The sequence below is a fragment of the Bacteroides sp. AN502(2024) genome, assembly GCF_041227145.1.
Taxonomy (GTDB): Bacteria; Bacteroidota; Bacteroidia; order Bacteroidales; family Bacteroidaceae; genus Bacteroides.
The window spans coordinates 2,811,820-2,826,123 of the sequence record NZ_JBGFSP010000003.1 but is presented as its reverse complement, the minus strand read 5'-3'; the positions used below and the strand labels follow the sequence as shown (position 1 = coordinate 2,826,123).

Here is a 14,304-nt window from a genome sequence, read left to right as displayed (position 1 = left end):
TCAATTCGTTCCACCTAGGTCGAACTAAACAAATACCATGGTAGAACCAAACGACAACCTAGGTGGAACTAAAGAGCAACCTTGGTAGAACGAATTAATAATAGTAATTAATCCATTAATAATAGAATATGAGTGCTTTATATGACTTATTTGAAAATCCACCGTCACCTGACGGAGAGAGACAACCGCTGCACGCCCGTATTGTATCCAAAGGAACCGTAGGTAAAGAAGAGTTTCTGGATCGCGTCCACAAGTTTACCGGCATCAGCAGAAGCCTATTGGCAGGAGCCATGGAAGCCTTTGCCAATGAAGCACGGGATTTACTAGCCGGCGGCTGGAATGTAGAAATGGGGAATTTCGGATTCTTCTCCACCTCGCTGCAATGTCCTCCGGTTAAAGATAAAAAAGAGATTCGTGCGATGTCCGTCCGAATGAAAAACATCAACTTCCGTGCAAGTCGCCCGTTCAAGAAGGAAGTAGGTGACAAAATGAGATTGCAGCGTGGAAAATCCCTCACACGCCCCAAGAAAAACAGTATCTCCCGTGAGACATGTCGCACCCGCCTCAACACATACCTGGACAACCACCTGTTTATCAGCCGAACAGATTATAGTCATCTGACAGGACGAAATAAGAAAGTGGCTATCGAAGAATTAAATTCCTTCGTCACTGACGGAATGATACGGAAAGAAGGGGTTGGAAAGTTGACGGTATATACAAAGGTATAAACTCTTGGAACAAATAGAATAGATAGATTCCAATAGTCGATGCGGAAAGATGATGAGAATTAAGAGTTACAACAGGATTATTGCTGTTGTAACTCAAGGATAATTTCATCAGTGATGTAGGCATCACTCAACGTTATAAGCGGATATTGTTTATTAAGAAGCAATGCGTATACCTTACTGTTATAGAATAAGTGTAATGCTTTTTCGGGGGAAATATTCAAACGATCCGCTAATTGCATCACTACACGAGTGTATTTATTCCATACTAATACATCTATCATAAGCGCAGGTTATTTTATTGTTACATATTCTTTGAAAGAAAGACATTCGTCAATGAGACGTTGGTTGAGAATGCATTAATACTTGAGAAAGTAGTATAGACAGAGTTTTCTCATCCGCTTTTGGATTTAAACTATAAGTCAAACTTTCTTTACAACATCCGATTTTATTATTGCATTTTAGTAGTAAAGGAATTTTCCTGAGGCTATATGGGCGCAAATTATGGTAAATTCCCGTAAATCGCGGATTAATCTACCATTTATTCTCACTTCTACACAATCTTTGTCTGCAGGTTTTTTGAAAGTATGGAATAGTATATCTATAGTTTTCCTTAGTGGACCATTTATTTTAAAGTCTTTATCTGTAATACTGCAAGGAATAGTCATAGTTGCGTTTAATGGTACGTATTCTACAAAACCATTATCATCTGCTACAACACCACGTATGACTCTATATTGAGAGACCCGTGCAAGCATCTTGGCTAAACGCTTTCTTTTTTGAGCATCAGTTTTTCCAAGCGCGAATCTTGAGCCTATCTGTATTTTAAGAGATAGTTCTATACCGGTTTTGTTCCCTACATATATATATCTGAAGACCTCGTTGTGCTTTTAACAAAACTATTACTTCCATCATCACATAGGGTGATAATACTGTCAGCACTTAGTGTGATATTACCAACTTCAATTTGGCCTGTTCTGAGTTCGACTCTCGATTGGGTAGGCTGATGGAAATCGGGGAGTTCGTTTTCTACTATTTCTTCTTGGTTACAAGAATATAAAATAACACAAAATAGAAGCATAATGCTCCATAGACATTTCTTTTTCATCATAAGTCTAATTTAGAGTTTTACAATCAGGTAATTAAATCACTCATTCTTTATTACCTGCAAAAATATGAAATTAGACTATAACTATGTTATTTATTAAGAGGCAATTAACCTGACATACAGAAAAAATACCTATTTATTGGTATTGATGCTCTATGGTAAGCATTAAACTGAAGTACAGGTTGAATCTCCAACTTATGACAACATCTGCTCCAACTTGTCTGGGGTATAGCCAGTATTGTGTTTTGTAAAAGGTTTCACTTTGCCAAAATCCGGACTTTCTCCATTATGGTCTCGGGATAATATTCTTTCCAACGGTGTGGAAGCGGCCTGAACAACTCTTCATGGGGAGCATCCACGAAGTAAGGCGTTGATTCAATCACACTGTTCAGGTACATCTGAAGATTAATATCATGGTTGCCACAGAAAAAAAATACCCAACTTCCGGGCGGCACTCTCAATGGCAAAAATCACAAACTCCACGACTTTGCCGTCAACAACGGGAGCTGATTGGCTTGAATGTAGCATAGCTATCTCGATTTTCTTGGTGTTATATGTACAAATATAGTGTTTATTCTTGCAACATTCATTGTTTTTCGGCATATTTTAGATTTTCAACGGTTTGATACAACCGTTTGAGGAATAAACGTTTAGCAGAGCATTGAGAAATATGAGTAACGATTTAGCAACCGTGCGATTTTCAGCGATTTACGGTGCTATGCTATCAAATAACTCTTTCAAATGCAAAGGTATAATAAATTTCTGAACACACAATGATATTAGTTCCTGTTGGAGGTAACTGTATAGTTATTACTTCCTTTTTCGTTCAAATGGATATTCCTCTCGCCAAGCATTTTCTTTTATGGTGTATATATAATATTTGTCCTCAAAAATTTCATCATCTATTTGATGAAAAGATGCAGCATCAATGTCATTGAGTTGTTTTCGAGAGTAAAAAACATGATTTTTATCTGTAGCAATATGTCCATAAAAATAGAACTTAGCTTCGGCAACATCAAGAGAGTCTTTCAATATACGCTCCCCATTTTCAAACAACATATCATTGATAATACATTTGCTTAAACCGACTTCCTCGAAACGGTACACTTCGATGTCTCTTGCGATAACGCTACTAAGATGGATCATATTTCTTCCGTTACGCAGATAATGACTGCCAGTATTCAGCGTATCGACGGGTGACTGCAAGGAATCGACCTTTATAAGTTCACATTTTTTAAGCGAACTGTTCCAACGATCTATATAGACATAATCTTTATCTGTCCACCAATAAGTCTTTCCTAATGGAGCGAAAGTATTTCTGTCTACATCGAGTTTTGTCTCATCGTAATAGACAAAATTTTTGTCGCGCATCCATGTCCAATCCTGACCGTTATTTTTAAAGACGAAATGTTCGGCAGTAGTCACATCCATATTACATTTAGATGGACGAAAACTATGCATATCCACATCATAAACATATACATGGTATTTATCTTTCGGCAAGCCACTTTTATCTACATCGAAAGATGCGACATCCACTGTTTTTATAGTTTTGTCTTGATACCATACATGATTTTTGTCCTTTGCCCAGTTGTCATCCAATATTATAAATGTCTCTTTATCCACATCTTCCAAATATCCCCAATGACCAAAATTTATTAGATTTAACACATTCTCAACGGATATATAGTAGATACCTCTCCAATTTTCATAATATGTACTGTAATTGGGGGTAACTCGTGTTCCTCTCGGAACAGGAAATCCGAAGAAAAACGATATAAGCCAATAAAATATAATGGCGATTATAATTGATTTGAACAGTACTTTACGCCTATGTTGCTTGATTTTCATAATGATTCAACTTGTAATTCAACGACAAAATTAATGAAAAATCGCCGTATATAAGGCTTGCCACGGGTCGGGATTGATATAAACCGTGTCGTCTGAGTATTCGTGGTACAGAAATTTCCGAGTTACAGATGTCTTGCCCGACCCGTTGGACCCGGCTATCACTATTAGTTCCGGTTTTCTGTTTCCCTTAACCATTTAAGACACTGTTTATGCGCTCCTGCCACATTGCCTGTTTTATTGCAATGTTTTTTTCATTTCCGCAAAGTGTGCGGCGGCAGCCTCCTTATAACTTTCCGCTGCTTCCTGCGCCACCTCTTTCATGATTTGAGCGAGCATTTCGTCACTTGGCTCTTGTCCGGAAGTGAATATGAGTTCATTTCTTTCTCCGACAGACCTAAATCATTTACTGTTTCCTGTATACAAAGATACGGGTTTTATTTTATATGGTGTTATGAATAAGTTGTTATCATATCATTTTAACTATTTACACTCTCATCTCAATATCCGACACGTTGCTTTCCGTGTTCCGTTGCATCGGGTCAATTGTCTGAGAACTTGTGCCCCCAATTGACAAATAGCACATAAATAGTTCAGAATATTTTAGAAATTGTGAAAGAGATCTTTTGTAGTCCATATCCATAAATATTAGCGAGAACAAGACTATATTCAAGCGTCTTGCCACTTTCATACTTGGTTACAATCTCATCATACAAATCTTCCGATATCACATCTTTTAGATATAAGGTCCCTCTTGTTAACCTTACTTTTTCAACCTTGTCAGTCAATGGATAGAGAACATAGGCATAATACGCCATCTTGCCGATACGGTTGAACGCTAAGAAATCCGGAGACTCTTTGGGAATGGCATGATCTAAACGAATGGCAGCAAAATCCAAATCAAGACTAATATCACCATCTTTGTAATTAGCATAATGCATATTCCCTTTGTTGTCAATTACAAAAGCGTCTTTGTAAAGGTCATAAACATGATAGGGGCATCCCTCGGTGTACGGAATGTCTTCCTCTCTGTTAGCTAATATTTCCTCTTTGGGCTCATTATCACTACCAGTAGTCACAAAGAGGCAAGCTATGAAAAGAAATGGGACAATAAGTTTATTCATACCAATGTTAGTATTTCTTTCTATATATAAATTAAAAATTCTCATATCTAAATCAGTTTAGTCTTTTGGTACAGAAATAGAAGAAATCATTAAAGATAAAACATCTGCATTTGATATTTAGAGGAAAATAACTATTATAGGGAGTTTTTAGATTCTACGGAGTAACATCCCACCTCGCAATATTTTCAGAAGTAATACATTATAAATCAGAATCATACAAACAAGACAATTAAAAAATAAATCAAAATAGGTACATTTAGTACCGTTAAAGCACCTCCCCGGAAAGTGACCATAGTATCTTTGTATCGTGATCACAAAGAGATATAGACAAATAAAGTTATTAATCCAAAAAACAAAAACCTATGGCACTTAAATACGTCATAAAAAAAAGAATATTCGGCTTTGATAAAACTAAAGCTGAAAAGTATGTAGCACAAAATGTAATCACCAATACGGTGGAATTCAGAGATTTGTGCGAGGAAATCACCAAAGTGGGAATGGTTCCTAGCGGAGCGGTAAAATTTGTACTCGATGCCTTAATCGATACACTGAATATCAATCTTAGAAAAGGTATTTCTGTTCAATTAGGAGATTTCGGTTGCTTCCGTCCGGGTATGAATTGTGAAAGTAAAGATGCAGAAAAAGATGTAGATAGCGACACAATTCGTAGAGTGAAAATCATTTTTACTCCGGGCTACAAGTTCAAGGAAATGTTAAGCAAAGTCAGTATCCAAAAGATGGTTGCTTCTAATGACGACACCATCAGCTCGGGACAACCGGATCCCAACCCGGATGACGACAAAGAAGAAGCACCGGATCCGGAAGCATAAAATTAATCATCAGCCTTTAAAAGCAGGAAAACAGTACCCGCCTACGGGCGGATACTGTTTCCAAAAGTATTCCTGCAAAAGACTTGACAATGCCTTTTTTATTTTGTATCTTTACAACATCTTAAAATAATAAACTGCCCACATGGAAAAATCACTATTAGAAAAGGAGGAAATTCCGTTTCGTATTAAAACTTATAAGAAAAAAGAATTAGCTTGTATGTACAATCCGAACATTACCCCACGTTGCGCCATACGCATATTCACCAAATGGATTAAAATAAATAAAGAACTGTTCCGATTACTAACTGCCACAGGTTATCATCCTCGTACACGAACTTTCACTCCCCGACAGGTACAAATCATAACCAGTATTCTGGACACTCCATAAGAATGTCAACAATGAACGGAGCACGGCATCTGTATCAGGCAACATAAGGAATCATGATAGAGGTCGGTATGGATTATGTCATACCGATAGTAAACAAAGTGGCCAACTCGAGAAGCCAAATATCTGCTCAATAATACCGATTTAAGTATGAAAGGAATAGCGACCAAGCTCAACTTTCCCACACAAGCATTCTTCGGGAAATATTTCAACCAGTATGTCGATATATCTCCTAAAGAATATCGGAACAAGAAGATAGATCTGACGTAGGAGTTTTATTGGCAGGAAGGGAATGATATCAATTAATCAGAGCTGATTAATTCCTTCTGCCTGTTGAATTGTTTGAACTGCCACCAAAGCATTGTTCCTGCGATCAGACTGGCTGTCAGATCGGAAATCGGCATACTTACCCAGACTCCTAATTGCCCGTAATAGTGAGGAAGAATCAGTAGGCAGGGTATGAGGATAAGAACTTGGCGGGAGATTGACAAAAAGATTGCCTTACTTGCCATACCGATGCTCTGAAAGAAATTGGAAGTTACCATTTGAAAACCGACAATGGGGAAGAACATCACTACAATACGTAAGCCTTTGGCAGAAATATCCACCAGTTCCTCGTGCGTTGTAAAGATAGAAACCGCCAAATTAGGAATCAACATCCCCATCAGGAAGCCGGTAGTGGTAACGATTGTTGCGGCATAAATCGTCATTTTCAATACTTTTGTTACACGCGGATATTGCTTGGCTCCATAATTGTAACCGGCAATCGGCTGCATCCCCTGATTCAGTCCCATTACAATCATGACAAAGAGAAATACCAGCCGGTTTACTATTCCGAACGCTCCGATAGCCAAGTCGCCACCATGATGCTGCAAACCTTGATTGATAAGAATTACGATAAAACACGCCGCCAGATTCATTAGGAAAGGCGCCATACCGATTGCTAAAGAATCGACTACTATTTTCTTCTTTAACCGGAAGATTCCTTTGTGGAAATACAAGAGCTCTTCCTTATTAGAGAATAGTTTGAACTGCCATGCCAATGCGATGACCTGTGCCGTAATAGTAGCAATAGCCGCTCCCTGTATTCCCCAGCCGAAGCCATAAATAAAAACAGGGTCGAGTATGGTATTAATCACCACCGTAGCAATTGTGGCATACATCGCCTGCTGCGGATGTCCCGCTGAACGAAGCACGGCATTCAACCCTAAATAAAGGTGAGTGACAACGTTACCCAACAAGATAACAATCATATAATCACGTGCATATCCTACCGTAGCGTCACTACCCCCGAAAAAATAAAGAATAGGATCGAGAAAAACCAGTGTGACCACCGTAAAAGCAAGCCCGATAATCATATTCAATACCAGCACATTTCCCAAAACCCGCTGTGCCGTATCATAATCTTTCTGTCCCAACTTTACCGAAATCAATGTAGCTGCACCGACACCGACCAAGGAACCGAAAGCCGCGGCAAGATTCATTAACGGGAAAGTTAATGCTAACCCGGAGATAGCCATCGCCCCCACTCCGTGACCAATGAAAATACTATCTACCATATTGTAAAGAGAAGAGGCCGTCATGGCGATAATTGCCGGAATGGCATATTGCATTAAAAGCTTCCCAATCTTTTCCGTACCCAACGCAGTGGGTGTCTTCTGTCCTGTCATACCTATTAGTTTGAGACGGCAAAGATACAAAAAAGAGGTGGATTACAGGATATATGAGAAAAGTTTCGTATTTTTGCCTCCAAAATTGAGTTAATACGTAACGAAATGAATATATTAGAACTAAGTGAACAGGAAATCATTCGACGCAACAGCCTGAATGAACTTCGTGCGATGGGTATTGATCCATACCCTGCAGCAGAATATGTAACCAATGCTTTCTCTACAGATATTAAAGCTGAATTCAAAGACGACGAAGAGCCGCGCCAGGTTTCCGTAGCGGGCCGTATCATGAGCCGCCGCGTGATGGGTAAAGCATCTTTCATCGAATTGCAGGATTCTAAAGGCCGCATCCAGGTGTACATCACCCGGGATGATATCTGTCCGGGAGAAGACAAGGAGCTGTACAACTCTGTATTCAAACGCCTGCTCGACTTAGGTGACTTTATCGGTATCGAAGGTTTCGTGTTCCGCACACAAATGGGCGAAATCAGTATCCATGCAAAGAAACTGACTGTACTTGCAAAATCCATCAAACCGTTGCCTATCGTTAAGTACAAAGACGGGGTGGCTTACGACTCTTTCGAAGACCCCGAACTCCGTTATCGCCAACGTTATGTTGACCTGGTGGTAAACGACGGTGTAAAAGAAACATTCCTGAAGCGTGCCACCGTAGTGAAGACACTGCGTAACGCTCTTGACGAAGCCGGATACACGGAAGTGGAAACTCCTATCCTGCAATCTATCGCCGGCGGAGCAAGCGCACGTCCGTTCATCACTCACCATAACTCACTGGATATAGACCTTTATCTGCGCATCGCTACGGAACTTTATCTGAAAAGATTAATCGTAGGTGGTTTTGAAGGTGTATACGAAATAGGTAAGAACTTCCGTAACGAGGGTATGGATAAAACTCACAATCCGGAATTTACCTGTATGGAACTTTATGTTCAGTACAAGGATTACAACTGGATGATGAATTTCACCGAAAAACTGCTGGAACGCATCTGTATCGCTGTAAACGGCTGTACGGAAACCACTGTCGATGGAAAGACTATCAGCTTTAAAGCTCCTTACCGCCGTCTGCCTATCCTCGATGCTATCAAAGAAAAGACCGGATACGACCTGAACGGCAAGAGCGAAGAAGAAATCCGCCAAGTGTGCAAGGAACTGAATATGGAAGAAATCGATGACACAATGGGCAAGGGCAAGCTGATTGACGAAATCTTCGGTGAATTCTGCGAAGGAACTTACATACAGCCGACTTTCATCACCGATTATCCGGTAGAAATGTCCCCGCTGACCAAAATGCATCGTTCTAAACCGGGACTGACCGAACGTTTCGAGCTGATGGTAAACGGCAAAGAGTTGGCTAATGCTTATTCGGAATTGAATGACCCGATTGATCAGGAAGAACGTTTCAAAGAGCAAATGCGCCTAGCCGACAAGGGTGACGATGAAGCTATGATTATCGATCAGGACTTCCTGCGTGCCTTACAATATGGTATGCCTCCTACATCGGGTATAGGTATCGGTATCGACCGTCTGGTGATGTTAATGACCGGACAGACCACCATTCAGGAAGTATTATTCTTCCCGCAAATGCGCCCGGAAAAAGTTGTGAAAAAAGATGCAACCTCCAAATATATGGAATTGGGAATCGCGGAAGACTGGGTTCCAGTAATCCAAAAAGCCGGTTACAACACCGTAGAAGATATGAAAAATGTCAATCCGCAGAAGCTACATCAGGACATCTGTGGCATTAACAAGAAATATAAATTAGAACTGACCAATCCGTCCGTAAACGACGTGACCGAGTGGCTAAACAAACTTAAATAAATGAAACTACCCGGTAAGATAGCGATAATGGGCGGAGGAAGTTGGGCCACAGCCATCGCAAAGATGTGTTTAATCCAAGAGGACTCTATAAATTGGTATATGCGACGAGACGACCGCATCACCGATTTTAAGAGACTGGGACATAATCCAGCCTATTTGACAGGGGTGAAATTCGACACTAAGCGTATTACTTTCAGTTCCAATATCAATGATATTGTGAAGGAATCGGATACACTGATTTTCGTCACTCCTTCTCCTTATCTGAAAGTGCACCTGAAAAAGCTGAAAACGAAAATAAAGGATAAGTTTATCATCACCGCTATCAAAGGAATCGTACCCGATGACAACATAATTGTATCGGAATACTTCATTAAAGAATATGGTGTTCCCCCGGAAAACATCGCTGTACTGGCAGGCCCCTGCCACGCGGAAGAAGTAGCTCTGGAACGCCTTTCCTACCTGACTATCGCTTGTCCCGACAGAGACAAGGCCCGTATTTTCGCCCGCCGTCTGGGAAGCAGTTTTATCAAAACCTCCGTCAGTGACGATGTTGCAGGAATTGAATACAGTTCGGTACTAAAGAATGTATATGCCATTGCTGCCGGTATTTGCAGCGGTTTAAAATATGGTGATAACTTTCAGGCTGTGCTGATCTCCAATGCCATTCAGGAGATGAATCGTTTCCTGAACACGGTACATCCGTTGAACAGAAACGTGGACGAATCAGTTTATTTGGGAGATTTATTGGTGACCGCCTACTCCAACTTCAGCCGTAACCGGACTTTCGGCACGATGATAGGTAAAGGATATTCCGTGAAAAGTGCACAGATTGAAATGGAGATGATTGCCGAAGGTTACTATGGGACGAAGTGTATCAAGGAAATCAACAAACATCATCATGTCAATATGCCGATACTGGACGCCGTGTACAACATCCTGTACGAACGCATCTCACCTATGATTGAAATAAAATTACTAACTGATTCTTTTAGATAACCTTATAAACAAGAAGAATATGATTAGCTTGAACATTGAAAAAACAGTTGGATTCATCTCCAAAGAAAAGGTTTTTGCTTACGAAGCTGAGGTAAAAGCCGCACAGGAAATGCTGGAAAAAGGCACAGGCAAAGGTAATGACTTTTTAGGATGGTTGCATTTGCCTTCTTCTATCACTAAAGAACATCTGGCCGACCTGAACGCTACAGCAAAAGTATTAAGAGATAACTGTGAAGTAGTAATCGTAGCCGGCATCGGTGGCAGCTATCTGGGTGCACGTGCCGTAATCGAGGCTCTGTCCAACAGCTTCATTTGGTTGCAGGAAAAGAAAACGGCTCCTGTCATGATCTATGCAGGACACAATATCAGCGAAGATTATCTGTATGAACTGACTGAATATCTGAAAGATAAAAAATTCGGAATTATCAATATCTCCAAATCAGGAACTACCACCGAAACGGCTCTTGCTTTCCGTTTGCTGAAAAAGCAATGCGAAGATCAGCGCGGCAAGGAAACCGCAAAGAAAGTAATCGTTGCAGTGACGGATGCAAAGAAAGGTGCTGCCCGTGTTACAGCCGACAAAGAAGGATACCAAACATTCATCATCCCTGATAACGTAGGCGGACGTTTCTCCGTACTGACTCCGGTTGGTTTGCTGCCTATCGCAGTTGCAGGATTCGATATTGACAAACTGGTTGCCGGTGCAGCCGATATGGAAAAGGTATGCGGATCGGACGTCGCATTTGCTGAAAACCCGGCTGCTATTTACGCTGCTACCCGCAATGAGTTGTACAAGAATGGCAAGAAGATCGAGATCCTTGTCAACTTCTGCCCGAAACTGCACTATGTAAGCGAATGGTGGAAACAACTTTATGGAGAATCTGAAGGAAAAGATAATAAAGGAATCTTCCCTGCATCGGTAGATTTTTCTACAGACCTTCACTCCATGGGACAATGGATTCAGGAAGGCGAACGTTCTATCTTCGAAACCGTGATTTCAGTAGAAAAGGTTAACCACAAACTGGAGGTTCCTTCTGACGAAGCAAATCTGGACGGCTTGAATTTCTTAGCCGGCAAGCGTGTGGACGAAGTGAACAAAATGGCAGAACTGGGAACACAGCTGGCTCACGTAGACGGTGGTGTACCTAATATGCGTATTGTACTTCCGGAATTGAGCGAATACAACATCGGCGGTCTGCTCTATTTCTTCGAAAAGGCTTGCGGTATCAGCGGTTATCTGTTGGGCGTGAACCCATTCAACCAACCGGGTGTGGAAGCATACAAAAAGAATATGTTTGCATTGCTGGACAAACCGGGGTATGAAGAAGAATCCAAAGCAATCCGTGCAAAACTATAAGCTCACCAGAGATTATACGGATTCATACCAATTAAAATTTATTCACCATCAAGAAACAGAGTGCACAAAGGAAATGAAAAAGAATCTGTGCACTCTGTGTGTTATCTGTGGTACGATCGTTCATTGATCATCTTCCGCTTTCGTCTTCAAGCCGATTTCTTCCTGTGCTCCCTCACATTCGGCTTTGGAAGAAAGATAGAACTCTAATTTTACATCACCGTTCTTATCCACTTGTTTAATGGTTGCCATAACCATAATTCTAGCCTTTGACACACCATCCTTAAAACGAAGCTGTCCTTTCTCCACATCCGTCAGATTTCCCTCCGTTGATACTTCTGCTTGCTCATAAAAGAGTTTAGTATCCACTTCATCGTCATTTTGAAGTTTAAAAGTTTTCAATTCCGCCCCATTTCCATCCAAAAGCAGAAAGGCCTTCACTTCGTCTCCTACCTCCAAGACCGGCAACTCCTCCTTCTGATTCGCATAGTCTTTTTCACCGGAACCAGAATTTCCATCGTCCGATTCTATCTTTGCATAAAGCCTTTCTATCTTGATAACGGGACTTTCCCCATTATCAGAGCAAGCACCTAAAAACAATGGTAGCAACAATAATACGCTCTTTTTCATGCTATCGTCGAGTTTATAACGTTACAAAAATACATATATTCTTCTAAACAGCAAATAATTACATAGTTAATCACTCGGGAGCATCATTTGCAACGATCTTTCCTTTCTAACTTATCCCTGTCTCTCATTTTTTATCGTTATCTTTGCCTCGTTATATAATAGCAAATCAAACTCAAAAAACAAATAGGATGGCAGCAAATTTATTAAAAAAGTCCAGTGGACTCATGCTACTATGTAGCGTATCATTTCTAATAATAGTAATGACCGGTTGTCAGGAAGCCAAACTCAAGGCTGTGATCGGGATAGCCAACAAACAGTGTCCAATGGATATGGGAGAAGTCGGTAAAATAACCAGCATCATTTATGACGGGAATAACGTAGTGTACACTCTCAACATGAACGAGGAAATAACCAATATAAAGATATTGAAAGATAATCCGGAAAGCATGAAATCATCTATCAAAATAATGTTTCAAAATCCGGCTGCCGATGTAAAGGAAATGCTGAAGTTGATGGCTAAGTGTAATTCAGGATTACACATGATATTTGTAGGGAATAAGTCGGGCGAGCAAGCGGTTTGCGAACTTACTGCCGAAGAACTGAAAGAGGTTATCAATACAAATACCGATCCTGCACAAAGCGGACAGACAAAACTTGAAGCACAACTGAAAATGGCGAATCTGCAATTTCCAATGCAGGCCAGTGAAGAAGTCGTTGTCGAAAAGATCGAAGTTATAGGTGAATCGGTTGTTTATATATGCAGTGTAAACGAAGATCTGTGTTCCATCAGCCAGATTGAAGAAAACGCAGCAGAAGTGAAAGAGGGCATTGTGTCAACGCTGGCAAGCCAGACCGATCCTGCCACCCAGATATTCATAAGAACCTGCGTGGAGAACAATAAGAATATTACCTACAGATATATCGGCAAGGATTCCGGGGAACAATATGATGTGGTTATCCCCCGGTCCGATCTAAAGAAAATGATCATAGAAAAATAAAATATCATCTTAAAAAGATTCCGCAACGTACAAAGTATGAAAAAGAAACTGAAAGCCGTCCTGTTTGACATGGACGGCGTACTTTTTGACTCTATGCCATTCCATTCGGAAGCATGGCATAAAGTAATGAAATCTCATGGGCTCACTCTTAGTCGCGAAGAAGCATATATGCATGAAGGACGGACAGGAGCTTCTACAATCAATATTGTTTTTCAACGTGAATGGGGTAGAGAAGCCACCCAAGAAGAAATAGAAAGTATCTATCAGGAGAAAAGTGCTTTATTCAATTCATATCCCGAAGCAAAACCGATGCCCGGTACATGGGAGTTACTACAAAAAGTGAAGAGGAACGGGCTGATTCCGATGGTGGTCACCGGTTCCGGTCAGCTATCCCTGCTCGAACGGCTGGAACACAACTTCCCGGGAATGTTTCACAAAGAACTGATGGTTACAGCGTTCGATGTGAAATATGGCAAACCCAATCCCGAACCATATCTGATGGCTTTGAAAAAAGGAGGGTTCAAAGCAGATGAAGCTGTTGTAGTAGAGAACGCTCCGTTAGGAGTAGAAGCCGGACACAATGCGGGCATTTTCACCATAGCGGTCAATACGGGTCCTTTGAACGGACAAGTGTTGCTGGATGCCGGAGCAGATTTATTACTGCCATCCATGCAGGCGTTAAGCGACCAGTGGGATATGCTGTTTGAAAAGGACATCTAAAAGCTGAAATAAATTATTTTTCAATACAGAAGAATAATATTGAAAAGCAGGAATATAATTTGTATTTTTACGGGAGTTTA

Annotated in this window: 14 protein-coding genes and 1 pseudogene; 9 read left to right on the top strand and 6 right to left on the bottom strand. The window is 40.7% G+C overall.

What is annotated here, in order from left to right; translation table 11 throughout:
* Positions 1-128: 128 nt before the first annotated feature.
* Complete coding sequence (locus AB9N12_RS11015; protein ID WP_369892107.1) at positions 129-728, top strand: DNA-binding protein; 600 nt, start codon at positions 129-131, stop codon at positions 726-728.
* A gap of 77 nt (positions 729-805) precedes the next feature.
* Here AB9N12_RS11015 and AB9N12_RS11010 read toward each other — a convergent pair whose 3' ends face one another.
* From AB9N12_RS11010 to AB9N12_RS10995, 4 genes are all read right to left on the bottom strand, one after another.
* A complete protein-coding gene (locus tag AB9N12_RS11010; protein WP_369892106.1) occupies positions 806-1,009 on the bottom strand; it encodes a DUF3791 domain-containing protein in 204 nt (67 codons plus the stop codon).
* Positions 1,010-2,643: 1,634 nt separating this feature from the next.
* Complete coding sequence (locus AB9N12_RS11005) at positions 2,644-3,684, bottom strand: DKNYY domain-containing protein (protein WP_369892105.1); 1,041 nt, start codon at positions 3,682-3,684, stop codon at positions 2,644-2,646.
* A gap of 30 nt (positions 3,685-3,714) precedes the next feature.
* On the bottom strand, positions 3,715-3,879 hold the full coding sequence (locus tag AB9N12_RS11000; RefSeq protein WP_369892104.1) for a zeta toxin family protein: 165 nt from the start codon (positions 3,877-3,879) through the stop codon (positions 3,715-3,717).
* Positions 3,880-4,274: 395 nt separating this feature from the next.
* Positions 4,275-4,850 (bottom strand): hypothetical protein, encoded by a 576-nt coding sequence (locus tag AB9N12_RS10995; RefSeq protein ID WP_369892103.1) that lies wholly within the window; start codon positions 4,848-4,850, stop codon positions 4,275-4,277.
* A 317-nt stretch (positions 4,851-5,167) separates the two neighbouring features.
* On the opposite strand from AB9N12_RS10995, the gene AB9N12_RS10990 reads away from it, so the two are divergent.
* The 3 genes and pseudogenes from AB9N12_RS10990 to AB9N12_RS10980 all read left to right on the top strand — a co-directional run.
* Entirely contained in the window at positions 5,168-5,635 is a 468-nt protein-coding gene (locus tag AB9N12_RS10990) for an HU family DNA-binding protein (RefSeq protein ID WP_369892102.1), read from the top strand.
* Positions 5,636-5,777: 142 nt separating this feature from the next.
* On the top strand, positions 5,778-6,023 hold the full coding sequence (locus tag AB9N12_RS10985; RefSeq protein ID WP_369892101.1) for a DUF4248 domain-containing protein: 246 nt from the start codon (positions 5,778-5,780) through the stop codon (positions 6,021-6,023).
* 111 nt (positions 6,024-6,134) lie between these two features.
* Positions 6,135-6,290: pseudogene (locus tag AB9N12_RS10980) on the top strand (helix-turn-helix domain-containing protein); the annotation flags it as partial.
* 32 nt (positions 6,291-6,322) lie between these two features.
* Here the strand turns inward: AB9N12_RS10980 and AB9N12_RS10975 are convergent.
* Positions 6,323-7,720: an MATE family efflux transporter gene (locus tag AB9N12_RS10975; protein ID WP_369892100.1), complete on the bottom strand. Its 1,398-nt coding sequence runs from the start codon at positions 7,718-7,720 to the stop codon at positions 6,323-6,325.
* Between the two features lie 75 nt (positions 7,721-7,795).
* Between AB9N12_RS10975 and lysS the strand changes: the two genes are divergently transcribed.
* From lysS to AB9N12_RS10960, 3 genes are read left to right on the top strand one after another with little or no spacing between them, the layout of a single operon-like run.
* Complete coding sequence (lysS, locus tag AB9N12_RS10970; RefSeq protein WP_369892099.1) at positions 7,796-9,526, top strand: lysine--tRNA ligase; 1,731 nt, start codon at positions 7,796-7,798, stop codon at positions 9,524-9,526.
* Positions 9,527-10,522 (top strand): NAD(P)H-dependent glycerol-3-phosphate dehydrogenase, encoded by a 996-nt coding sequence (locus AB9N12_RS10965; protein ID WP_369892098.1) that lies wholly within the window; start codon positions 9,527-9,529, stop codon positions 10,520-10,522.
* 19 nt (positions 10,523-10,541) lie between these two features.
* Positions 10,542-11,879 (top strand): glucose-6-phosphate isomerase, encoded by a 1,338-nt coding sequence (locus AB9N12_RS10960; protein ID WP_369892097.1) that lies wholly within the window; start codon positions 10,542-10,544, stop codon positions 11,877-11,879.
* Positions 11,880-11,999: 120 nt separating this feature from the next.
* On the opposite strand, the gene AB9N12_RS10955 is transcribed toward AB9N12_RS10960, so the two are convergent.
* Positions 12,000-12,506 (bottom strand): DUF5035 domain-containing protein, encoded by a 507-nt coding sequence (locus tag AB9N12_RS10955; RefSeq protein ID WP_369892096.1) that lies wholly within the window; start codon positions 12,504-12,506, stop codon positions 12,000-12,002.
* Between the two features lie 188 nt (positions 12,507-12,694).
* Here AB9N12_RS10955 and AB9N12_RS10950 point away from each other — a divergent pair, with 188 nt between their 5' ends.
* Together AB9N12_RS10950 and AB9N12_RS10945 are read left to right on the top strand one after the other, a co-directional pair.
* Complete coding sequence (locus AB9N12_RS10950; RefSeq protein ID WP_369892095.1) at positions 12,695-13,504, top strand: hypothetical protein; 810 nt, start codon at positions 12,695-12,697, stop codon at positions 13,502-13,504.
* 36 nt (positions 13,505-13,540) lie between these two features.
* Positions 13,541-14,224, top strand: coding sequence for an HAD family hydrolase (locus AB9N12_RS10945; RefSeq protein ID WP_369892094.1), 684 nt, complete (start codon positions 13,541-13,543; stop codon positions 14,222-14,224).
* The last annotated feature ends 80 nt before the right edge of the window (positions 14,225-14,304 follow it).